Genomic DNA, 22012 nt, shown 5'->3' on the forward strand with positions numbered 1-22012 from the left:
TCATGACCACCATCAGCATCATCGGCACCGGCAACATGGCCACGGCCATCGGCGCCCGGGCAGTCCAGCACGGCCACGCCGTGGAGATCATCGGCCGCAGCCGTTCGAAGGCCGAGGCGGCCGCCGACGCCATCGGGCACGGTGCCACGGTCGGGACCTATGGCGAGCGGCCGAGCGGAGGCATCGTCTTCGTGGCTGTTCTCTACCAGCACGCGGTCGACGTGGTGGCCCAGTTCGGCGACACGCTGGCCGGCAAGATCCTCGTGGACATCACCAATCCGTTCAACGCCTCCGGGACCGGCGTCGTCACCACTCCCGGAAGCTCGGTGGCCCAGCAGATCGCCGCTATCGCCCCCAAGGATGCGGAGGTGATCAAGGCGTTCAACACGATCTTCCGCAACGTGCTCGCCGAAGCCGCGCCGCTGGACGCGCTCTTCGCCGGCGGTTCCGCGGGGGCGAGGGCACGCTTCGCGGCCTTCCTGCAGAGCATCGGCATCCGCCCCCTCGACGCCGGCGGTCCAGAGGAGACCTATGTGCTGGAGTGGGCGGCCATCCTCCTGATGGGACTGGCCCGCAACGGCGCCGGGTGGAACGTCGCACTGAGCGCCGACCTCCGCTGAAGCACCCCCGGTCTGGGCCGGTCGCCCCCGCGCCGGCCCGGACCTGCGGGCTGCGCGTGGAACCTACATCGACCTGCGCCTACATCGCCGCCATGTCGGCGAAGCGCGAGTAGGCGCCCTGGAACGCGACCGCGACGTCGCGGGTCGGGCCGTTGCGGTGCTTGGCGACGATGAGGTCGGCCTCGCCCGCGCGCGGGCTCTCCTTGTCGTAGGCGTCTTCGCGGTGCAGCAGGATCACCATGTCGGCGTCCTGCTCGATCGAGCCCGACTCGCGCAGATCGGAGAGCGCGGGGCGCTTGTCGGTGCGCTGCTCGGGCCCGCGGTTCAGCTGCGAGAGGGCGATGACCGGAACCTGCAGCTCCTTCGCGAGCAGCTTGAGCGCACGGGAGAACTCCGAGACCTCCTGCTGACGGGATTCGACGCGCTTGCCGCTCGTCATCAGCTGCAGGTAGTCGATGACGACCATCTTAAGGCCGACGCGCTGCTTGAGTCGGCGGCACTTCGCGCGGATCTCGACCAGCGTCATGTTCGGGCTGTCGTCGATGTAGAGCGGGGCGTCGTTGATGCGGCCCCGGGTCGAGGCGAGCTTCGTCCAGTCGGACTGCTCGAGGCGGCCCTTGCGCAGCACGTGCAGCGGCAAGGAGCCCTCGGCCGACAGCAGGCGCATGGCGATCTCGGCCCGCCCCATCTCGAGGCTGAAGAACACCGTCGGCATGTCGTTCTTCACTGCGGCGCTGCGCGCGAAGTCGAGCGCGAGCGTCGACTTGCCCATCGCGGGGCGGGCGGCGACGACGATCATCTGGCCGGGGTGCAGGCCGTTGGTGAGCTCGTCGAGGTCAGCGAACCCGGTGGGCACGCCGGTCATGGTGCCGTCTTTGTGGCTCGCCGCGTCGATCTCGTCGCTCGCGGCGTCGATGGCGATGTTCAGCGGCACATAGTCTTCGCTGTCGTTCGTGTTCGTGAGGTCATAAACCTCGGCCTGCGCGCGGTTGACCAGGTCGGTGACCTCACCCTCGGCCGCGTAGCCGAACTGCGCGATGCGCTCGCCCGCCGTGACGAGGCCGCGCAGTACGGCCTTCTCTGAGACGATCTGCGCGTAGAAGCCGGCGTTGGCTGCGGTCGGCACCACGCTCGTCAGCGTGTGCAGGTACTCGACGCCGCCGGCGCGCTGCAGCTCGCCGGTCTTGATCAGCTCGTCGGTGACGGCGACCACGTCGGTCGGCTCGCCGTGCGAGTAGAGCCGCAGCACCGCCTCGTAGATGACCTCGTGCTTCGGCAGATAGAAGTCGCGCCCGCGCACCACCTCGACGACGTCGGCCACCGCGTCCTTGCTGAGCAGCATGCCGCCGAGCGTGCTCTGCTCGGCCAGTTCGTCATACGGGGGCGTGCGGGCCCCAGGGTATGCGCCGACCTCGCCGCCACGGCTCCCACGGTCATCGCGGTGCTCGTCCAAGTGTGCGATCGACAAGCCGTCTCCTTCGGGTGAATGCGCGCGCTGATCCACGCGGCCCCCACCTTGCCGGGGACCACTGACATCGAGGCGCGAAGAGGTGCATCGGCGCCCCCATCAGCAGCCGACCCGTGCCCGCCTTGCGGCGACTTCCGCCACCCTAGGGAAGGGAGTGCCCGAGCGACAACACGGCCTGTGGACAATCCTGGGGACGAGAAGTGCGAAACGCCGTGCACGGTGTGGACGGCCGCTGTGGAAAACTGTGGAATGTGAACTCCACACGCCGTAGAACTTCCACCTGAACAGGGATTTCTCATTCCCCAGGCTGTGTGTAGAAAGTTGTTTAGAGTGCCGGTCGAGGGTTTGCACTCCGGGCTGCCTCCTGTGCACAAGGCTGTTGAAAATGTGCCCATTAAATGCCGATAGCGACGGGAGGAACCCCGCCGCTATCGGCAAGTGTGCACCTTGCGGTTACTTCGCCGCAACCACCTTCAGCGTGATCGTGGCGACGATGTCGTCACGCAGCTTCACAATGGCCTCGTGCGTGCCCGTGGTCTTGATCGGGGCGACGAGCTCGACGCGGCGCTTGTCGACCGCACCGAGGCCGGCGGCCTCGACAGCGGCGGCGACATCGGCGGGCTTCACAGAGCCGAACAGGCGGCCCTCTGCGCCAGCCTTGACGGTGAGCGTCACCGCGTTGGCCTTGAGCTTGGCGGCGAGATCCTGGGCCTCTTCGATACTCGCGTGCTCGCGGGCGGCGCGGGCGGCCTTGAGGGCCTCGACCTGCTTCTCGCCGCCGCGGGTCCACGGGGTGGCGAAGCCCTGCGGGACGAGGTAGTTGCGGGCGTAGCCGTTCTTGACCTCGACGACGTCACCGGCCGAGCCGAGCCCGGACACTTCGTGGGTGAGGATGACCTTCGACATGGGTTTCCTCCTTAGCGGCCGGCGCCGGCGTAGGGGAGCAGTGCCATCTCACGGGCGTTCTTGATCGCCTTGGCGATCAGACGCTGCTCCTGAACCGACACGCCGGTGATGCGGCGGGCGCGGATCTTGCCGCGCTCAGAGATGAACTTGCGCAGGGTTGCGACGTCCTTGTAGTCGATGACACCGACGGTCACGGACTTCGCGGGGGCGGCGTTCTTGCCGTCCTTGCCCTTGCGGATCGGCTTGCGGCGATCGCCGCTCGACTTTCCAGCCATGATGAATTCCTTGTTGTTAGAGAAGTTGTTTAGAAGGGCGTGTCGTCGCTGTAGCCGCCAGGCGTCGACCACGGGTCGTTCGACGGGGCGTCGACCGGGGCAGCAGGAGCCCAGGGCTCCTCCGCTCCGCCGCCGCCATTGCCGCCGCCGTAGTTCGAACCGCCGCGGGGCGCGCCGCCCGACGACTGCGCCCGCGTCACCGACGCGGTCGCGTAGCGCAGCGAAGGACCGATCTCGTCGACCTCGAGCTCGATGGAAACACGGTTGTTGCCGTCGCGGTCCTGGTAGTTGCGCTGCTTGAGACGCCCGGAAGCGATGACCCGAGAACCCTTGGTCAGTGAACCGGCCACGTGCTCGGCGAAATCGCGCCAAACGCTCGCGCGCAGGAACAGCGCCTCACCGTCCTTCCACTCGTTGCTCGCGCGGTCGAAGGTGCGCGGCGTGGAAGCGATGGTGAAGTTGGCGACCGCCAGCCCGTTCTGCGTGTAGCGCAGCTCGGGGTCGCTGGTCAGGTTGCCGACCACGGTGATGATGGTCTCGCCGGCCATGAGACTAGGCGCCGACCTTCTCGGCGGCCGGAGCCTTGGCGGCCTTGGCTGCGGCCTTCTCGGCCTTCGCGGCCTCGACCTTGGCGACACGGGCCACGGCCTCTTCGGCGCGCAGGACTTTGGTGCGCAGCACGGCCTCGGACAGCTTCAGCTGGCGGTCCAGCTCTGCCGTGGCCTCGGGGGTCGCGTGGAAGTCGACGACGGCGTAGATGCCCTCTGCACGCTTCTTGATCTCGTAGGCGAGACGGCGACGGCCCCAGACGTCGACCTTGTCGATCGTCCCGTTGTCGTTACGAACGACGTTGAGGAACTTGTCAAGGCTGGGAGCAACGGTGCGCTCATCGATCTCGGGATCGAGGATGACCATCAACTCGTACTGATGCATGACTAACCCACCTCCTCTGGACTCGAACGGCTGCAGTCTTTCTGCAGCAGGAGGGTATGTGCATCGTGGGCGGCGCCGAATGGCGCACACCACAACCTGAATAGGATACCGGACGGAGGGTTGCGGGTGCGAATCGGGCTGGTATCGCTGCACACCTCGCCCCTCGACACCCCAGGGCGCGGCGATGCGGGCGGCATGAACGTCGTCGTGCGGGCGCTGGCGGACGAGCTCGCGCGGGCCGGCCATCGCGTCGAGGTGCTGACACGTGCGGCATCCGTCGCCGATCTCGGCCGCGTCGAGACGCTCGACTCCGGCGCGCGCGTGCGCTTTCTGGCGGCGGGCGAGCCCGCACCGCTCACGAAGGGCGATCTGCCGCGGATCACGGGGGAGTTCGGGCGGATGCTTCGCGAACTGCCGCCGTTCGACGTGCTGCACTCGCACTACTGGCTCTCGGGCCGTGCCGCACTGCCGGTCGCACGCGACACGGGAGCCGCGCACGTGCTCAGCCTGCACACGGTCGCCGTCGTGAAGAACGCGCGCCTGGCACCGGGCGATGTGCCGGAGCCTCAGTTGCGCCTCGACGCCGAGCGCGTGCTCGCCTGCCGCTCCGACGCGGTCGTCGCCTCGACGCGCAGCGAGCGCGACGCGGTGGTCGCGGCCTGCGGGGCGCGCCCTGAGCGGGTCGCTGTGATCCCGCCAGGGGTCGACACCGAGGTGTTCCGGCCGACTGCGGGGCCGCGCGCGGGCGTCATGGTCGTCGGCCGTATTCAGCCGCTCAAGGGGCAGGACCTCGCAATCCGTGCCGTCAGCAGACTGGCCCCGGGCATCCGCCCCCATCTGTCCATCGCGGGCGAGGTGAGCGGCGCAGGAAACGAGCGCTATCGCGCCGAGCTCGATCGGCTGATCGAGACGCGGGGCATGCGCGACGACGTCAGCTTCATCGGGGCGCTGCCGCGCGCCGAACTCGCGGCGCGACTCGCGGAGCACGCCCTGGCGCTGGTGCCGAGCCACTCGGAGACCTACGGTCTGGTGACGCTCGAGGCCGCCGCGTGCGGCGTGCCGGTTGTGGCGGCCGCCGCACCCGGGCTGGTCGACGCGGTGCGCGCCGGTGCGACGGGGGTTCTCGTGCCAGGGCGCGACGAGCGCGTCTGGGCCGCGGCGATCGAGCGCCTGCTGCGGGACCCGGTGCGTCGGGCGGGCATGGCGCAGGCATCCGTCGCCCATGCGCGCGCCCACGCGTGGAAGGCCACGGCGACGCGTCTCGCAACCCTCTACGAACGCGTCGCCGGGGCTGATTAGTTTGGAACCATGACCTCTTCTTCCGTTCCTTCGCTCACGCTCAATGACGGCACGGCCATCCCGCAGCTCGGCTTCGGCGTCTTCCGGGTCGACCCCGCCGAGACGACCCGCATCGTCACCGATGCGCTCGAGGTCGGCTACCGCCACATCGACACGGCGGCGATGTACCGCAACGAAGATGGCGTCGGCCGCGCGATCGCGGAGAGCGGGATTCCGCGCGACGAGCTGTTCGTCACCACCAAGTTCCCCAACAACGGCTCGGGCAGCGCCGCCGACGCGCTGCGCCACAGCCTCGATGAACTCGGCCTCGACCGGGTCGACCTCTATCTGATCCACTGGCCCCGGCCGAAGCTCGGCACGGCGCTCTCGGCCTGGCAGGACCTCATCGAACTGCAGCGCGAGGGCCTCGCGACCTCGATCGGCGTCTCGAACTACCGCCTCGAGGACCTTGAGCAGATCATCGGCGAGACCGGCGTCACGCCCGCGGTCAACCAGATCGAGCTGCACGTCGAGTTCCAGCAACGCGAGCTGAAGGAGTTCCACGCCGCCCATGGCATCGCGACCGAGTCGTGGTACCCGCTCGGCGGAGGCGAGATCTCCTCGGCGCCAGCGCTGCTCGAGGTCGCGAAGGCGCACGGCGTGACGCCTGCGCAGGCGATCCTGCGGTGGCAGCTGCAGACCGGCAACATCGTCATCCCGAAGTCGAACCGGCGCGAGCGCATGGCCGAGAACCTCGACGTGTTCGGCTTCGAGCTGACCGACATCGAGCTCGCGGCTCTCGCCGCCGTTGACCAAGGCGCGGCGGGACGCCGAGGCGGCGACCCGAACGTGTTCTAGTGCCGCGACCGGCCCGAGGCGCGCTGCCGCCGCTCTTCGCCGGGGTGCGGCGCGTCCTGTTCGTTCACGCGCACCCCGACGACGAGTCGCTCTCGACCGGCGGTTTGATCGCACTGATGACGGATGCCGGCGTGACGGTCCGCGTCGTGACCTGCACCCGCGGCGAACGCGGCGAGGTGGTGCCCGGCCCGCTGAAGCACCTTGAGGGCACGCCCGAGCTCGCGGAGCACCGCGTCGGCGAGCTGACGCAGGCACTGTACGCGCTCGGCGCAGAGGAGCCGGTGTTCCTCGGCGGCCCTGACGCCCGAGCACGCGACCGGGAGTCCGGTTTCCGCTACCTCGACTCCGGCATGGCGTGGGGTGCCGACGGGCGCGCGACCGCAGCGCCGGACGCCCCCGCCGGCAGGTTCTCCGGCAGCGCCGCCGCCGTCGACGACGGCATCGCGGCAGCGGCGGCCTTCCACCCCGACATCGTCGTGAGCTATGACGCGGGCGGCGGCTACGGGCATCCCGACCACGAGTGGGCGCACGTCGTCGCCGCGGCCGCGGCCGAGCGGGCGGGTGTCCGGTTCGTCGAGACGGCGCCGGCCGAGGCATCCGATGCCCTCGAAATCCCCATCGATCTCGCAGCCAAGCGCCGCGCACTCGCCGCCCACGTGAGCCAGCTGACCCTGACCGACGACGGCTACGTGCTCTCCGGCGGGCAGCACCACGTGCTCGAGCCCCTCGAGCGCTACCGGCTCAGCCCTGCGTCGACCACCATGCGGTGAGCCGCCGCGTCGCCTCCTCTGCGCCGAGCGGCCCCTCGTCGAGGCGCAGCTCCATGAGGAACTTCATCGCCCGCCCGACCTCGGGCCCCGGCGTGAGCCCCAGCAGCGCCATGACCTCGTCGCCGTTGAGATCGGGGCGGATCGCGTCGATCTCCTCCTGCTCCTTGAGCTGGGCGATGCGCGCTTCGAGGTCGTCGTAAGCGAAGCCGAGCCGGTCGGCCTTCCGTTTGTTGCGAGTGGTGACGTCGCTGCGGGTCAGGATGTGCAGCCGCTCGAGCTGGTCGCCCGCATCGCGCACGTAGCGCCGCACCGCGGAATCCGTCCACTCGCCGTCGGTGTAGCCGAAGAACCGCAGGTGCAGCTCGATCAGCCGCGCGACGGCATCGACCGTCTCGTTGTCGAAGCGCAGCGCGCGCAGCCGCTTGCGGGCCAGCCGCGCCCCGACGAGATCGTGGTTGTAGAAGCTGACGGCGCCGCCCGGCTCGAGGCGGCGCGTCGCCGGCTTCCCGATGTCGTGCAGCAGCGCGGCGAGGCGCAGCGTCACATCGGGCGCCGCGCCCGGATGCCGCGAGTGCTCGTACCCGATGGCCTGGTCGAGCACGGTCAGCGAGTGCTCGTAGACGTCCTTGTGGCGATGCTCCGCGTCGATCTCAAGCTGCAGAGCCGGCAGCTCGGGCAGCACGAGCTCGGCGAGCCCCGTGTGCACGAGCAGTTCGAGGCCGGGGCGGGGGGTATCGGATGCCAGCAGCTTGACGAGCTCGTCGCGGATCCTCTCGGCGCTCACGATCGAGATCGACTGACGCATGCCGCTCATGGCATCGATCGTCTCGGGGGCGACCTCGAAGCCGAGCTGAGCGGCGAAGCGTGCCGCGCGCAGCATACGCAGCGGGTCGTCGCCGAAGGAGACGGATGCCGGGGCGGGCGTCCGCAGCACGCGGGCCATCAGGTCCTCGACGCCACCGGAGGGGTCGACGAGCTTGATCTCCGGCACCCGAAGGGCGAGCGCATTGACGGTGAAATCGCGCCGCAGCAGGTCGCCCTCGAGCTCGTCGCCGAAATCGACGGTCGGCTTCCTCGTCTCGCCGTCATAGCTGTCAGCTCGGTACGTGGTGATCTCGACGGTCTCGCCGTCGATGCGCGCGGCGATCGTGCCGAAGGCACGACCGACGTCCCACGTGGCTTCGGCCAGGGGCTTCACGACGCGCAGGATGTCGTCGGGCCGCGCGCTCGACGTGAAGTCGAGGTCGTTCACCGCCCGGCCGAGCAGTGCGTCCCGCACGGGGCCGCCGACCAGGGCCAGCTCGAAGCCCGCCTGCTGGAAGGCCGTCGCGAGCTTCGCCACGACGGGCGACTCCGCGAGGGTGCGCAGGCGCGCCAGGGAATCGGCCACGCTCTGCATGCAACGAATTCTACCGGCGCGGGCAGCGCGTGTCGGCGCGCCGGTCCCCGCCCGGCACGCATGGCGAGGCCGCCGTTCCCGCCGGGTCACAGGGATGACCTTGATGGCGACCATAAACTGACGTGCATGCTGGATAAGGAGGTGCCGTGCGTCGACGCGCGCCTCTGAACCTCTTCATCGCCGCAGCCGTTCTCGTGACCGGGGCCGTCGTGACGGCTCCGTCGGCCCCGGCGAGCGCCGCACATCGCGATGCCACAGGCGAGCCGTCCGTCCAGGTGTATGCCGCCGACGGCGGCATCGTGCCCGACGGCGGCGACCTCCAGGTGTCGGTCGTGATCACGAACCCGAGCACCGAGGCGGTCGCGAGCGGCCAGGTCGCCGTCTCGGTGACCACCGCGGCGATCAAAGCATCCGGCGCCCTCGCCGAATTCCAGCAGCACCCGGGGCAGGTGGCCTCGCGACATCTGGGCACGGCAGCCACGACGACGGTTCCAGCCGGGGGAACGCAGCTCGTCGCGCAACTGACGATTCCTGCGGCATCCGTCGGCCTCCCGAACACCGCACCCGGAGTGTTCGGTCTCTCGGCCAGCGTGACGACCCCCGACGGCGCGCTGAACACAGGAACGGGCACTCTCATCGTGCCCGGCGCGACGCCCGCCACGGTCAGCGTCGCCGCCGTCATGCCGATCACCGCCCCGCCCGATTCCACCGGTCTGATCTCCTCGCAGGACCTCGCCACCTACACAGGCCCGGACGGCGTGCTCACGCGCGAGCTCAGCGTCGCCCAGAGCAACCCGGACGTCACGATCGGCATCGACCCGATGCTCCTCGTCTCCGTGCGCGTGCTCGGACAGCACGCGCCGGCATCCGCGCAGGCGTGGCTGACTGCGCTCGCCGACCTCCCGAACCTCAGCTTCGCCCTGCAGTACGGCGACGCCGATCCGGCGCTGCAGATCCAGGCCGGAGTGGCCTCGCCGCTGCAACCGACCGACTTCAGCTACGCGCTGGGTGATTTCAGCGGCTCGCTCACCGTCGGCGAGCCGACCACGACCACGCCCGACCCGACGCCCACCCCGACGCCGTCACCCACCAACGGCCCCCAGCTCCCGACGCTCTCCAGCCTCACCGGCTTCCCCTACAAGCTGAGCGGCATCGCATGGCCGGCGTCAGGAACCGTCGGCTCCTCCGACCTCACGGCGCTCGCCGCCGCCGGTTTGAAGACGACGATCGTGTCGGCGGCGAACACCAACGCCGCGACGCTGACGACCACTTCCGGGGCAGCACTGAAGACGAGCGGGGGGACGGCACTCGTCGTCGACGACGCCGTCAGCTCTGCGCTCCAGGCGGCGGCCACCGCGTCGGACCCCACGACATCGACGGTCGCGACGGCACAGCTCAACGCGCAGCTCGCACTCGCCGCGGAGAGCGCGGCGCCCGGCACGGTGGTGCTCGCCTCTCTCGGGCGCACCTGGCCGACCGACGACGCCCGGGCCGCCACCGCGCTGACGACCGCGCTCTCGTCCCGGTTCACGCGAACGGCCACCCTGCGGCAGGCTCTCGCGCAGAAGCCGACGGAGGGCCTCGCCCTCGTCGACCACAAGAACTCCGATGACCGCCTGCAGCGCGCCCGCGCCCTGCTGGATCTGGCGGGGGAGCCCCGCACCGGCGGCTCGCCCGATGAGGTGAACATCGCCAGGTTCTCGACCGTGCTCTCCACCCCCGAGCTGCTCACGGGTGACGTCCGCGCCCGGCTGCTGCAGCTGTTCTCGGTCGGCTGGGTCGGCTCGGGCGACTGGGCCGCCGCGGTGAGCAAACAGCTCGCCACCATGCACAGCGAGGTCACGGCGGTGCAGATCAGCGCCCCCGGCTCGATCCGCCAGGCATCCCGTCAGGCCCTGATCCCGATCACGGTCACCAACAAGCTCGCGCACCCGGTCGACGTCGTGCTGCGCGCGACCCCGTCATCTGCGCGACTCGAGGTCGACGCCGACACGGTGAAGACGATCGCCGCCGGGTCCAGCGCGAAGGTGCTGGTGCCAGTGAAGGCGCAGCTGAGCAACGGCACGGTGCACCTCGCCCTGCAGCTGTACAGCAAGACCGGCGTCGCCATCGGCGCCTCGCACAGCGCCGAGATCGACGTGCACGCCGATTGGGAGGGCATCGGCGCCGTCGTCTTCGGCATCATCGTCGTCGGCTTCTTCGGCTTCGGCCTGCTCCGCACGATCCAGCGCCGCCGCCGTGAGAAGGACGAGGCCGACGACGACTCCGATGAGGAGAGAACGGATGCCGACGCCGACCAGCCCGCAGATGGGAGCCCGCGTGGCTAGCATCGGCCGCGCGACCGCGCTGCTTGCGAGCGGCACGCTCGTCTCGCGCGTGCTGGGCTTCGGCAGGCAGTGGCTGCTGCTGCAGGCCATCGGCGGCACCGGTCTCATCGCCGACGCGTTCGCGACCGCCAATCAGGCACCGAACACGATCTACGCGATCATCAGCCAGGGCGTGCTCAACGCGGTGCTCATCCCACAGCTCGTGCGCGCGGCCAAGCACCGGGACGGAGGTCAGGCCTACGTCAACAAGCTCGTCACCCTCGGCATGGTCGTGTTCGCGTTCCTCACCACCGCGGCGACCCTGCTCTCGCCGCAGTTGATGTCGCTGCTCGGCGTGCACAACCCGCGCGTGTTCGACATCGCGGTCGCCTTCGCGCTCTGGTCGATGCCCCAAGTTTTCTTCTATGGCCTCTACTCGCTGCTCGGCGAGGTGCTCAACGCGCGCAACTCCTTCGGCCCGTTCACATGGGCGCCGGTGCTCAACAACATCATCTCGATCGCGTCGCTCGCGCTGTTCCTGGTGCTGTACGGCCCGCTGCCGGTGCGCACGGTCGGCGACTGGCCGACCTTGAAGATCTTCATCCTGGCGGGCGGCTCGACGATCGGCATCGTCGCGCAGGCGGTCGTCCTGTTCGCATTCTGGCGGCGGGTCGGACTGCGCTTCCGCTTCGACTTCCGGTGGCGCGGAATGGAGCTGCGCACCGTCGGCAAGGCCGCCGGCTGGACCTTCGCGATGCTGCTGTGCTCGCAGCTCGCCGGCATCTACCAGACCCGCATCGCCAACAGCGCCTCAGGCCCCCACCAGGCCGGCCCGCAGGGCATCACGACCACGTGGCTGATCTTCATGCTGCCGTACTCGATCATCGCCGTCTCGGTGGTGACGGCGTACTTCACCCGCATGTCCGAGCACGCCCGCGACCAGGATTTCGGCGCCTTCCGCAGGGACTACTCGGCCGCCGTGCGCCAGATCGTCCTCCTGATCTCGATCAGCGCCGCCGTGCTCATCGTCACCGCGTTCTCGTTCTCCCGCGTGTTCACGCTCGACTACGTTCCGTACGGCTTCGTGCTGATCGGGTTCCTGATCGGCCTTGTCCCCTCCGTCGTCGGCTTCGTGAGCCTGCGCGCGCTGTACTCCCTCGGCGACACCCGCTCGCCCTTCGTGTACACGCTGATCCAGTCGCTGCTCGTGGTGATCGGCCTCACCGTGTGCCTGTCGCTGCCTGTCGACATCCGCGCCGTCGGCATCGCCGTCACCGTCTCGATCGCCGGCACTGTGCAGACGGTGCTGTCGATGGTCTTCCTGCGGCGCAGGCTGCACGGGCTCGAGCTGCGCGCGGTCGGCCAGTCCATCGCCCAGGGCTTCGTGGCGGCGGCCGTCGCGACCGTCCTCGGCTATCTGACGCTCTTCGGCGTCGACCACCTCGGCGGCCATGCCGGCTTCGCCACGGCGAGCAAGCTCACCGCGATCGTGGCGATGATCATCGTCGGGGTCGTCATGCTCGCGGCATACGTTCTCGTCCTGCGGGCGTTCAGAACTCCTGAATTGATGGATGCCTGGGGCCGTCTGCGCCGCCGCGTGGGGCGTTCTCAGCGAGCGGAATAACTCGACCTACTATGTGTTCTACCTTCCAGGACCCGGCTGACGCCGGGTTCGCAACGTCAGGGAGCATGCTGCATCTATGAACGACTTGACTGAGAACGGCGTTCGCGACGTCATCATCATCGGGTCCGGCCCGGCCGGTTACACCTCGGCCATCTACGCGGCTCGCGCGGAGTTGAACCCGCTCGTCATCGCGTCGAGCGTCGAGGCGGGCGGCGAGCTCACCAAGACCACAGAGGTCGAGAACTTCCCCGGCTTCCCCGAGGGCGTCATGGGCCCCGATCTGATGATCAAGATGCAGGAGCAGGCCGAGCGCTTCGGCGCCGAGGTGGTCTACGACGACGTGGTCGCCGTCGAACTCGTCGGCGACGTCAAGCGCGTGGTGCTGGGCTCCGGCGAGACCCACGAGGCCCGCACCGTCATCGTCGCGACCGGCTCGGCCTACCGCGGCCTCGGCCTCGACGACGAGGAGCGCCTCTCGGGCCACGGCGTCTCGTGGTGCGCCACCTGCGATGGCTTCTTCTTCCGCCAGAAGAACATCGCGGTGGTCGGCGGCGGCGACTCCGCGATGGAGGAGGCGACGTTCCTCACCCGCTTCGCCGACAAGGTGACGGTCATCCACCGCAAGGACAGCCTGCGCGCCTCCAAGATCATGCAGGAGCGCGCGTTCGCGAACGAGAAGATCGAGTTCGCGTGGAACAAGGAGGTCGTGGCGATCTCGGGCACGGATGCCGTGACCGGCGTCACCTTGCGGGACACCGTCGACGGCACCGAGAGCGAGCTCGCGCTCGACGGCCTGTTCATCGCGATCGGCAACGACCCCCGCGTGCACCTGTTCCACGGTCAGCTCGAGCTGACCGCCGCGGGCACGATCGCCGTCGACGGGCGGTCGTCGCGCACCAACGTTCCCGGCGTGTTCGCCGCGGGCGACGTGATCGACCCGACGTACCGCCAGGCCGTCACCGCCGCGGCGTCGGGCACCGTCGCCGCCCTCGACGCCGAGCACTACCTCGCCGAGCTCGACCAGGCCGCGGCATCCGTCGATGCCGTGTTCGAGCCCGCAAACTAGCCACCCCTAAAGGAGAAGAGAAATGTCCGCTGCAAAGGCTGTGACCGACGCCTCGTTCGAGGCCGACGTCCTGAACTCCGACAAGACCGTCCTGGTCGACTTCTGGGCGGAATGGTGCGGCCCCTGTCGCGCCGTCTCGCCGATCCTCGACCAGATCGCGGCCGAGCACGCCGACAAGATCGAGATCGTGAAGCTCAACGTCGACGAGAACCCGGCCACCGCGGCGAAGTACCAGATCACGTCGATCCCGGCGATGAAGGTCTACCAGGGCGGCGAGGTCAAGAAGACCGTCATCGGCGCCAAGCCGAAGCCCGCTCTCGAGCACGACCTGGCCGACTTCCTGGCGTAGTTCCCGATGGTTGAGGAAGCCGCGTAGCGGCTGTCTCGAAACGATCGGGCATATAGCCAATCAGGCATGAATGGCCCCGTTCCGCGTGGAACGGGGCCATTCTTCACGTACGCGCTGGTTACGATTGTCGAATCGTCAAGATTGGACGCACACACGTGACCGAGAGCTCGCCCGCGCAGGGCAACAACCTGGACCCCTGGTACGACTCCTACGCCGCCCGCACGGCCGGCCTGGCAGCCAGCGAGGTCCGAGCCCTCTTCGCCGTCGCGTCCAGGCCTGAGGTGGTCTCGCTCGCCGGCGGCATGCCGTACGTCTCCGCGCTTCCGCAGGAGCTCGTGACGGGCGCGATGGACAAGGTCATGGCCGAGCGCGGGCCGGTGGCCCTGCAGTACGGCTCCGGCCAGGGCGTCCCGGCGCTGCGCGAGCAGATCCTCGAGGTGATGGCGCTCGAAGGCATCCGCGGCTCGGCCGACGACGTCGTCGTCACCACCGGCTCACAGCACGCCCTCGAGCTGTTCAGCAAGCTCTTCATCGACCCGGGCGACGTCGTCATTGCCGAGGGCCCGAGCTACGTCACCGCGATGGTGATCTTCAACTCCTACCAGGCCGACGTCGACCACGTCCCCATGGACGAGCACGGCCTCATCCCCGGTGCGCTGCGCGAGCACATCGCGCGCCTCAAGACCGTCGGCCGCCGCATCAAGTTCCTCTACACGATCCCGACCTTCCACAACCCGGCGGGTGTGACGCTCACCTGGGAGCGGCGGCTCGAGATCCTCGAGATCTGCAAGAGCGAGGGCATCCTCGTGCTCGAGGACAACCCCTACGGCCTGCTCTACTTCGGCGACCGCCCGCCCGCGGCCATGCGCTCGATCGAAGAGGAGGGCGTCGTCTATCTCGGCACCTTCTCCAAGACGCTCGCGCCCGGGTTCCGCCTGGGCTGGGCGCTCGCGCCGCACGCCATCCGCGAGAAGCTGATCCTCGCGAACGAGGCCGCCGTGCTGTCGCCGTCGTCGTTCACACAGCTGGTCGTCTCGGAGTACCTCTCGCAGGCCGACTGGCGCGGACAGATCGACACCTTCCGCGGCGTCTACCGCGAGCGCAAAGAGACGATGCTCGCGGCCCTGCAGGAGCACCTGCCCGAGCTGTCCTGGACCAACCCCAACGGCGGCTTCTACGTCTGGCTCACCCTGCCCGAGAGCCTCGACTCGAAGGCGATGCTGCCCCGCGCCGTGAAGGAGCTCGTCGCCTACACGCCGGGCACCGCCTTCTATGCCGACGGGAACGGGCGGCAGAACATCCGGCTGTCGTTCTGCTACCCGACGCCCGACCAGATCCGCGTCGGCATCCGCCGTCTCGCCAATGTCATCGGCGGCGAGCTCGACCTGCTCGAGACCTTCGCAGGCACAGGGGAGCTGAGCCAGCTCAGGATGGGTCGCGGCGCCTTCCCGCCCAGCGACCTTCGCTAGGAAGAAGTCCTGATCATGAATGATTTCGAACGGCTCAACGTTCTGGTGCTCGCCGGCGGCATCTCACATGAGCGCGATGTGTCGCTGCGCAGCGGCCGCCGGGTCGCGGACGGCTTGCAGTCCCACGGGCACCGCGTCACGATGCGCGAACCGGATGCCGAGCTGCTCGCCTATCTGCGCGAGGAGCGCCCTGACGTCGTATGGCCCGCGCTGCACGGCGCGAGCGGCGAGAACGGCGCGCTGCGCGCACTGCTCGCGGCGTCCGGTGTGCCGTATGTCGGCGCAGAGCCCGAACCTGCCCGCGTCGCCTGGCTCAAGCCCATCGCGAAGACCGTCGTCGCGCGCGCAGGCGTGCCCACCCCGCAGTCCGTCACGCTGCCGCGCGAGACCTTCCGCGAGCTCGGCGCGAACGCCGTGCTGAGCACGCTGCGCGACTTCCTCGGCGCCCCGCTCGTGGTGAAGCCCTCGCAGGGGGGCAGCGCGCAGGGCGTCACGATCGTCGACGACGAGAGTGACCTGCCGCGTGCGATGGTCACCGCATATACCTACGCCGACGTCGCACTGCTGGAGCGCAAGGTCGTCGGCACCGAGGTCGCGGTCACGGTGCTCGACCTCGGCGACGGTCCACAGGCACTTCCGGCCGTCGAGATCGCGCCGAATCAGGGCGTCTACTCGTTCGAGGCGCGCTACAACGCCGGCGAGACCCACTTCTTCACGCCGGCGCGACTCGCCGCGGAGGTCGCCGAGCGCGCAGCGCGGACTGCGGTCGCGGCCCACAATGCGCTCGGACTCCGCCACATCTCCCGTGTCGACCTCATCATCGACGCTGAGGGCACCCCGTGGTTCCTCGAGGCGAACGTTCTGCCCGGACTCACGGAGACCTCGCTCGTCCCGCTCGCCATTCAGGCGGCCGGTTTCGACCTGGGTGCCGTCTACGTCGGTCTCGCCGAACAGGCGATCAAGGACTTCGACCAGGCCTTGCTCAGTCGGTAGCCGTCACCCACTCCGCACGCAACGCTCCATAGATGTGCGGAAAGAGCTCGCCATCGCCGCCGTCCTCGTCGATCACACGGACGCCCGCAGCACGGATCGCATCCGCGTCGAGCACCAGGACACACAGCTCGCCCCCGTCATCCGAATAGACGAACTCCGCGACGCGTGCCAGCTGATCGGCATAGGACGCGTGCACGAACCCCGCTTCGGCGAACGTCGCGCCACGCGTCAGGGTTCGATAGATGCCATCCACGCGCGCCGCATCCCAGTCGGAGCGATGGGCCAAGTGGAGCAACTCGCGGATCTCGCGTTTCACGTGAAACACATCGGTGTAATTACCCCGCATAACCGGTCTCGCCGAGCTCGGCGAGGATCCGGTTCAGGTCCTGAATGGTCGCGAAGTCGATCGTGATCTGACCCTTGCGCGACGACAGGCCGATCTTGACGCGCGTGTTGAGCCGGTCGCCGAGGCGCTCAGCGAGTTCATCGAGGTGACCTTTGTGCCGCCCCGCGGTCGGCTTGGTGCGCTCAGGTTTCGCGGTCTTGCTGACGGCCGCTTCCGCTTGGCGCACCGAGAGGTCCTCGTTGACGATCTTGTCCGCGAGGCGGACCATCGCCTCGACATCGCCAGCCGCGAGGATGGCCCGCGCGTGGCCTGCCGAGAGCACGCCGGCGGCGACCTTCGACTGCACGGGGGCAGGCAGCTTCAGCAGGCGCAGCGTGTTCGAGATCTGCGGGCGCGATCGGCCGATGCGCCCGGCGAGCTCTTCCTGCGTGATTCCGAAATCGGAAAGCAACTGCTGATACGCGGACGCCTCTTCGAGCGGGTTCAGCTGCGCACGATGCAGGTTCTCGAGCAGCGCGTCGCGCAGCATGTGCTCGTCCTGCGTGTCCTTGATGACCGCCGGAATGGCGTCGAGCCCGAGCGCCTTGGTAGCGCGCAGGCGACGCTCGCCCATGATCAGCTCGTACTTGCCCTCGTCGGTCTGGTGGGGACGCACGACGATGGGCTGCAGCACCCCGACTTCGCGGATCGAGGCGATTAGCTCGTCGAGCAGTTCCTGGTCGAACTCGGTGCGCGGCTGGTTCGCGTTCGGGACGATATCGGCGGGGGAGAGGCTCGCGAGACGAGCTCCGGGAACGGCTAGCAGCTCATCGGCATTCTCATCGATCGTCACCGTAGGCGCCGCATTCGTCGAGGAGAAGAAGACGTCGGCCGGGCGCGCCCCCGGCTCGGTGGGCGCGGACGGGATGAGGGCACCGATGCCTCGACCGAGACCTGTGCGCTTCGCCATTACCGTGGTACTCCTCTTCGTGCGATTTCGACGGCGGCTTCGAGGTACGCGAGCGACCCGGACGATCCGTAGTCGTAGGCGATGACGCTCTGACCGTAGCTGGGGGCCTCGGAGATGCGGACGGACCGCGGGATGACCGCCTCCAGCGTCTCCTTGGGGAAGTGCTCGCGGACGTCGGCGGCGACCTGGTGTGCCAGGTTCGTGCGCGAGTCATACATGGTGAGCAGGATCGTTGAGAGCTTCAGCTTCGGGTTGAGGTGCTTCTCGATGAGCTTGATGTTCTTGAGCAGCTGGCTGAGACCCTCAAGTGCGTAATACTCGCACTGGATCGGGATCAGGACCTCGTTTGCTGCGACGAAGGCGTTGATCGTCAGCAGGCCGAGCGAGGGCGGGCAGTCGATGAAGACGTAGTCGAAATCGGCGCGCTCCAGATATTCCTGCAGAGCACGACCCAGCCGCTGCTCGCGCGCGACCATCGACACGAGCTCGATCTCCGCACCGGCGAGGTCGATGGTCGCGGGAACGCAGAACAGGCTCTCGGACTCGGGGCTCTGCTGCACGACATCTTCCATGGGCGTCTCACCGACGACGACGTCATAGACGCTCGGGGTGCCCTCACGGTGCTCGACGCCGACCGCGGTCGATGCGTTCCCCTGTGGATCCAGGTCGATCACGAGCACTCGCGCGCCGTACTTCGCGAGGGCCGAGGCGAGGTTGACGACAGTCGTCGTCTTCCCCACGCCGCCCTTCTGATTCGAGATCGTGAAGATGCGGGTACGAGACGGCAGAGGCAGGACCTGCTGCTCGGCGATGTTGCGTCGCCGCGTCATGTCGGTCAGCTCCCGCAGCAACGGGGGAGCGGCGACATCGGACGGGTCCTGCTCAGGGTGTTTCACGTGAAACGGCTGTCCTTCTCGGTTCGACGGTCGGCGTGGAGGAGGTCTAGTTCACTGTAGCCCGGATCACCCGGGTCACTTCTGCGAGGAGGCCCTCGCCGAGCACGAGCACCTCGACATCGTGCACCCGGTGCTTGCGCAGCTCCTTCGCCGCCGCATCGATCTCCGCCTGCGCTCCCGCACCCTTGAGCAGCACGAGCTCGCCGCCCAGTCGAAGGAGCGGCGCAGTGATCGGCACGAGTTTGCGGAGGGCGCTCACCGCACGAGCTGTCACCTGGTCGAAGGTGTAACGCGGCGCCTCTTCCGCGCGTGCACGAAGCACCTCCACGTTGCCGAGCCCGAGAGCTGCGACCTGCTCATTCAGCCACGTGACCCGACGCTCCATCGGCTCGATCAGCGTGAAGTCGACGTCCGGGCGGGCGATCGCGAGCACCAGACCGGGCAGGCCCCCGCCACTCCCGACGTCGCCGACGCGGCCCGGCCGCAGCAGCGGAGCGGCGAGCGCGCAGTTCACGATGTGCCGCGTCCACAGGCGAGGCAGCTCAAGAGGTCCGATGAGCCCGCGCTCCTCGCCGTGGTGCGCGAGCGCGTCAGCGAACTTCCGGGCCAGCTCGATGCGGTCGCCGAAGAGCTCGGCGGCAACAGCGGGCTCCGGCTCTACGTTTGTCATGGCATCCGTTTCATGTGCGTTCGGCGCTCAGAGCGACAACCCTGTGAGTTGTCGCGCGCCGGACGCCGGGCGATCTGCGATCGCGAGGCACTCGTGTTTCACGTGAAACCCTCTCGCGCACTCAGGCGCGCGAGATAACCGTATGACGCTCTGCACCCTCACCGTGCGACTCTGAGACGAAGCCGCGCTCGGCGACGAGGTCGTGGACGAGCTTGCGCTCATACGACGACATGGGAGGCAGTGCCGCCTTGGAAGCGCCGCCCTCGAGGCGTGCAACCGCGCCGTCGACGAGCGCGGTGAGTTCCTGCTGACGAGCGTCGCGTGAGCCGCCGATGTCGAGGATCAAGCGCGAGAATTCCCCCGTCTGGTTCTGTACCGCGAGACGGGTCAGCTCCTGAAGGGAGCGCACCACATCCTGCTGGGACAAGCGGCCGAGGTTCCCGCCCTCGCTCGCCGTCACCGTGAGATAGGTGCGGCCGTTGCGCACATCGATCTCGAGATCTCCGTCGAGATCGGCGATGTCGAGCAACTCCTCGATGTAGTCGGCAGCCAGATCACCCTCATCGACGACGGGGGTGTCCGGGGTAGTGGTCTCGCTCATGGCATCCATCTTCGTGTTCGTAGACCTAACGGCGCTTCTTCTTGCGCTTGTTGCTCACCGGCTGCTGACGCTGGGTGTTGACGCGGGTCACCACGGCCTCGCCACCCTCGACGGCGGGCTCGGCGACCTGCAGCTTGCCAGCCGCGATCATCGCCTCGCGCTTCTTCGCGAGGCGCTCCTCCCGGGCGCGGGCTGCCTCACTACCAGGCGTGGGCATCGAGCGGATGACGAGGAACTGCTGCACCATCGTCCAGATGTTGGTGGTGAGCCAGTAGAACATGACGCCCAGCGGGAAGGCGAAGCCCGAGAACAGGAAGATGAACGGCAGGAAGTACATCAACGTGCGCTGCTGGCGGAACTGCGGGCTGTTCTTCGTCTCGTCAGAGATGTTCTTCGACATGATCTGCAGCTGCGTGTAGAACTGCGACGCGACCATCAGTGCGACCATGATCGCCGCGACGATCATGACGGGCACGACCGGCCCGCCCGCGTGGTTCATCGCGCTCTGGAAGCTGTCGTGCAGCGGCGCGAAGCCGAACAGCGAGGCGTTGCCGAAGGAGTGCGAGAGCGCCGGGTTAAGCGCACCGATGCCGTCGTGGCCGTTCTGCGCATTGTTCAGCACCGCGAACAGACCACCGAAGATCGGGATCTGGATGATGAGCGGAAGGCAGGAGGAGAGGGGATTGGTGCCCGACTCCTTGTAGAACGCCATCATCTCGCGGCTCATCGCCTCGCGAGAGAGCTGGTCGCGCTTGCCCTTGTACTTGTCCTGGATCTTCTTGATCTGGGGCGCGACCTCGAGCATCTTGCGCTGATTCTTGATCTGCCGCACGAAAACGGGGATCAGAGCGGCACGGACGACGACGACGAGTCCGACGATAGACAAAACCCAGGTCAGGCCGCTATTCGGATCCATTCCGACATGAGAGAAAATCCAGTGCCAGGCAACCAGGACGAGCTCGACGAGCCAGCGGATCGGCCAGAGAACGGTCAGATAGAGGGATTCGAGGTTCATCTCGTTGGGATCAGCCCTTTCCTTGGCCGGGGTTCGCGTGCTCGTCGACCACGAAGCCGAAACGTGTCACGTGGAAGTGATGGGTATGCGACTCCGGCACCTCGTCGACGCCGCCCTCAGCCCACGGGTGGCAGCGTGCCACACGTCGAGCGGCGAGGAAGCCGCCCTTCGCGACGCCGTGCTGCTGCACCGCGCCGAGCGCATAGGCCGAGCAGGACGGGTAGTACCGGCAGACATCGCCGTAGAGCGGCGAGATCACCGCGCGATACGCACTCAGGAACGCAACCACGATGTTGCGGGGGAGGAGAAGCAGGAAGCGGACGACGCGCAGCGCTGACGCGGCGGCGGGGCGCGCGATGCCGGATGCGTGCGCGGTGGTCATCGGGTTCCTGCCCTATGGATGGCTTGGGAGATCTCGTGATGGAGAGTAGACCAGGGTGCCTGCGCGGAGGCTGGCAAGGCCCTGATCACGACATCGGCGCCGGCCGGAACCTCGTCGAGCAGTTCGAAGGCTGCTGCCTTCAGTCTGCGTCGCACGGTGTTCCTGACCGGCGCCGAGCCGACCGTCTTGCCCACGATGAAGCCGAAGCGCTTGGCCGAGTCACCCGGGGTGATGCGCACGTACGTGAGGGTATGGGGTGCGGGGAACCTGGTCCCGCGCCGCACCACCGCCCTGTAGTCGTTCGCCCGGACGATGCGGTTGGCCTTGGCGAGCACCGCGAGCGAGGTGCTACGCGGAGAGCTCGCTGCGACCCTTGCGGCGGCGAGCCGCGAGGATGGCGCGGCCGGCGCGGGTGCGCATGCGCAGGCGGAAGCCGTGCACCTTGGCGCGGCGGCGGTTGTTCGGCTGGAAGGTACGCTTCGTCATGGTTCGTCTCTCGATCGATGCAGCGGCCACGACGTCGAATCTCGACGAAGGCCTCAAGGAAAGGGAGCAGCCGAATGACCGGCTGCAGTCAACCAATTAACTGTACGGGGCCGAGACGTGTAGTTCAAACCGAGGGCGGCACTCTCAGCCAGAACAAGCGAACCATTCTGGCGACACATTCCCGAACCGCCACACAAGACACGCCGACACCTGCCCGTTCTATGCCCCGTTGGGGATTTGTCCACAGGCTCCAGGTTCACTACCGTGGCACTCACAGTTATCCCCAGGCCCGTCCGGTCAGCCCGACGGGCCCCGCGTTTTCTTGCGACGCTGAGGTGGATAACGCTGTGCAT

The 22012-nt window shown here is 68.2% G+C and carries 25 protein-coding genes; 10 read left to right on the top strand and 15 right to left on the bottom strand.

The window, feature by feature from the left end; all coding sequences use genetic code 11:
• The first annotated feature begins 2 nt into the window (after nucleotides 1-2).
• A complete protein-coding gene (locus tag ABD708_RS02700) occupies nucleotides 3-620 on the top strand; it encodes an NADPH-dependent F420 reductase (RefSeq protein WP_344751742.1) in 618 nt (205 codons plus the stop codon).
• 79 nt (nucleotides 621-699) lie between these two features.
• Here ABD708_RS02700 and dnaB read toward each other — a convergent pair whose 3' ends face one another.
• The 5 genes from dnaB to rpsF form a co-directional block, all read right to left on the bottom strand.
• Nucleotides 700-2088 (bottom strand): replicative DNA helicase, encoded by a 1389-nt coding sequence (gene dnaB / locus ABD708_RS02705; protein WP_425553233.1) that lies wholly within the window; start codon nucleotides 2086-2088, stop codon nucleotides 700-702.
• Between the two features lie 453 nt (nucleotides 2089-2541).
• Nucleotides 2542-2994: a 50S ribosomal protein L9 gene (gene rplI, locus ABD708_RS02710; protein WP_344751744.1), complete on the bottom strand. Its 453-nt coding sequence runs from the start codon at nucleotides 2992-2994 to the stop codon at nucleotides 2542-2544.
• An 11-nt stretch (nucleotides 2995-3005) separates the two neighbouring features.
• On the bottom strand, nucleotides 3006-3269 hold the full coding sequence (gene rpsR, locus ABD708_RS02715) for a 30S ribosomal protein S18 (RefSeq protein ID WP_120789059.1): 264 nt from the start codon (nucleotides 3267-3269) through the stop codon (nucleotides 3006-3008).
• Between the two features lie 29 nt (nucleotides 3270-3298).
• Nucleotides 3299-3817, bottom strand: a complete 519-nt coding sequence (locus ABD708_RS02720; protein ID WP_344751745.1) for a single-stranded DNA-binding protein — start codon at nucleotides 3815-3817, stop codon at nucleotides 3299-3301.
• A 4-nt stretch (nucleotides 3818-3821) separates the two neighbouring features.
• A complete protein-coding gene (gene rpsF / locus ABD708_RS02725; protein ID WP_344751746.1) occupies nucleotides 3822-4202 on the bottom strand; it encodes a 30S ribosomal protein S6 in 381 nt (126 codons plus the stop codon).
• A gap of 126 nt (nucleotides 4203-4328) precedes the next feature.
• Here rpsF and ABD708_RS02730 point away from each other — a divergent pair, with 126 nt between their 5' ends.
• The 3 genes from ABD708_RS02730 to ABD708_RS02740 are packed head-to-tail and all read left to right on the top strand — an operon-like array spanning nucleotide 4329 to nucleotide 7108.
• Nucleotides 4329-5501: a glycosyltransferase gene (locus ABD708_RS02730; RefSeq protein WP_344751747.1), complete on the top strand. Its 1173-nt coding sequence runs from the start codon at nucleotides 4329-4331 to the stop codon at nucleotides 5499-5501.
• 9 nt (nucleotides 5502-5510) lie between these two features.
• Nucleotides 5511-6338, top strand: a complete 828-nt coding sequence (locus tag ABD708_RS02735) for an aldo/keto reductase (RefSeq protein ID WP_344751748.1) — start codon at nucleotides 5511-5513, stop codon at nucleotides 6336-6338.
• A complete protein-coding gene (locus ABD708_RS02740; protein WP_344751749.1) occupies nucleotides 6338-7108 on the top strand; it encodes a PIG-L family deacetylase in 771 nt (256 codons plus the stop codon). Before ABD708_RS02735 ends, ABD708_RS02740 begins: the two co-directional genes overlap by 1 nt.
• On the opposite strand, the gene ABD708_RS02745 is transcribed toward ABD708_RS02740, so the two are convergent.
• Nucleotides 7080-8507 carry a CCA tRNA nucleotidyltransferase gene (locus tag ABD708_RS02745; protein ID WP_344751750.1) on the bottom strand — a complete coding sequence of 476 codons (1428 nt, stop codon included), beginning with the start codon at nucleotides 8505-8507 and terminating at the stop codon, nucleotides 7080-7082. The genes ABD708_RS02740 and ABD708_RS02745 overlap by 29 nt on opposite strands.
• Nucleotides 8508-8653: 146 nt before the next feature.
• Between ABD708_RS02745 and ABD708_RS02750 the strand changes: the two genes are divergently transcribed.
• The 6 genes from ABD708_RS02750 (at nucleotide 8654) to ABD708_RS02775 (ending at nucleotide 16314) form a co-directional block, all read left to right on the top strand.
• Nucleotides 8654-10834, top strand: a complete 2181-nt coding sequence (locus ABD708_RS02750) for a DUF6049 family protein (RefSeq protein WP_344751751.1) — start codon at nucleotides 8654-8656, stop codon at nucleotides 10832-10834.
• Nucleotides 10827-12437: a murein biosynthesis integral membrane protein MurJ gene (gene murJ, locus ABD708_RS02755; RefSeq protein WP_344751752.1), complete on the top strand. Its 1611-nt coding sequence runs from the start codon at nucleotides 10827-10829 to the stop codon at nucleotides 12435-12437. Before ABD708_RS02750 ends, murJ begins: the two co-directional genes overlap by 8 nt.
• Before the next feature lie 76 nt (nucleotides 12438-12513).
• Complete coding sequence (trxB, locus tag ABD708_RS02760) at nucleotides 12514-13503, top strand: thioredoxin-disulfide reductase (protein ID WP_344751753.1); 990 nt, start codon at nucleotides 12514-12516, stop codon at nucleotides 13501-13503.
• 22 nt (nucleotides 13504-13525) lie between these two features.
• Nucleotides 13526-13852 carry a thioredoxin gene (trxA, locus tag ABD708_RS02765; protein WP_344751754.1) on the top strand — a complete coding sequence of 109 codons (327 nt, stop codon included), beginning with the start codon at nucleotides 13526-13528 and terminating at the stop codon, nucleotides 13850-13852.
• Nucleotides 13853-14007: 155 nt separating this feature from the next.
• Nucleotides 14008-15321, top strand: coding sequence for an aminotransferase-like domain-containing protein (locus ABD708_RS02770; RefSeq protein ID WP_344751755.1), 1314 nt, complete (start codon nucleotides 14008-14010; stop codon nucleotides 15319-15321).
• Nucleotides 15322-15336: 15 nt separating this feature from the next.
• Nucleotides 15337-16314 (top strand): D-alanine--D-alanine ligase family protein, encoded by a 978-nt coding sequence (locus tag ABD708_RS02775; RefSeq protein ID WP_344751756.1) that lies wholly within the window; start codon nucleotides 15337-15339, stop codon nucleotides 16312-16314.
• Here ABD708_RS02775 and ABD708_RS02780 read toward each other — a convergent pair.
• From ABD708_RS02780 to rpmH, 9 genes are all read right to left on the bottom strand, one after another.
• Entirely contained in the window at nucleotides 16304-16630 is a 327-nt protein-coding gene (locus tag ABD708_RS02780) for a DUF952 domain-containing protein (RefSeq protein ID WP_344751757.1), read from the bottom strand. The two genes, ABD708_RS02775 and ABD708_RS02780, sit on opposite strands and share 11 nt — an antisense overlap.
• 19 nt (nucleotides 16631-16649) lie before the next feature.
• Nucleotides 16650-17609 carry a ParB/RepB/Spo0J family partition protein gene (locus tag ABD708_RS02785; RefSeq protein ID WP_344751758.1) on the bottom strand — a complete coding sequence of 320 codons (960 nt, stop codon included), beginning with the start codon at nucleotides 17607-17609 and terminating at the stop codon, nucleotides 16650-16652.
• Nucleotides 17609-18505 (bottom strand): ParA family protein, encoded by an 897-nt coding sequence (locus tag ABD708_RS02790; protein WP_425553234.1) that lies wholly within the window; start codon nucleotides 18503-18505, stop codon nucleotides 17609-17611. The genes ABD708_RS02785 and ABD708_RS02790 overlap by 1 nt, the downstream gene beginning before the upstream one ends.
• Nucleotides 18506-18551: 46 nt before the next feature.
• Nucleotides 18552-19175: a 16S rRNA (guanine(527)-N(7))-methyltransferase RsmG gene (gene rsmG, locus ABD708_RS02795; protein ID WP_344751759.1), complete on the bottom strand. Its 624-nt coding sequence runs from the start codon at nucleotides 19173-19175 to the stop codon at nucleotides 18552-18554.
• 121 nt (nucleotides 19176-19296) lie between these two features.
• Nucleotides 19297-19776: a Jag family protein gene (locus ABD708_RS02800; RefSeq protein ID WP_344751760.1), complete on the bottom strand. Its 480-nt coding sequence runs from the start codon at nucleotides 19774-19776 to the stop codon at nucleotides 19297-19299.
• A 25-nt stretch (nucleotides 19777-19801) separates the two neighbouring features.
• Nucleotides 19802-20791 (bottom strand): membrane protein insertase YidC, encoded by a 990-nt coding sequence (gene yidC / locus ABD708_RS02805; RefSeq protein WP_344751761.1) that lies wholly within the window; start codon nucleotides 20789-20791, stop codon nucleotides 19802-19804.
• Between the two features lie 10 nt (nucleotides 20792-20801).
• Nucleotides 20802-21173, bottom strand: a complete 372-nt coding sequence (gene yidD, locus ABD708_RS02810; protein WP_344751762.1) for a membrane protein insertion efficiency factor YidD — start codon at nucleotides 21171-21173, stop codon at nucleotides 20802-20804.
• Nucleotides 21170-21508: a ribonuclease P protein component gene (rnpA, locus tag ABD708_RS02815; protein ID WP_344751763.1), complete on the bottom strand. Its 339-nt coding sequence runs from the start codon at nucleotides 21506-21508 to the stop codon at nucleotides 21170-21172. Before rnpA ends, yidD begins: the two co-directional genes overlap by 4 nt.
• 13 nt (nucleotides 21509-21521) lie before the next feature.
• Entirely contained in the window at nucleotides 21522-21659 is a 138-nt protein-coding gene (rpmH, locus tag ABD708_RS02820; protein WP_120789077.1) for a 50S ribosomal protein L34, read from the bottom strand.
• Nucleotides 21660-22012 lie beyond the last annotated feature (353 nt).

The sequence above is a fragment of the Gryllotalpicola koreensis genome, from assembly GCF_039538185.1.
GTDB classification, from domain to species: Bacteria; Actinomycetota; Actinomycetes; order Actinomycetales; family Microbacteriaceae; genus Gryllotalpicola; species Gryllotalpicola koreensis.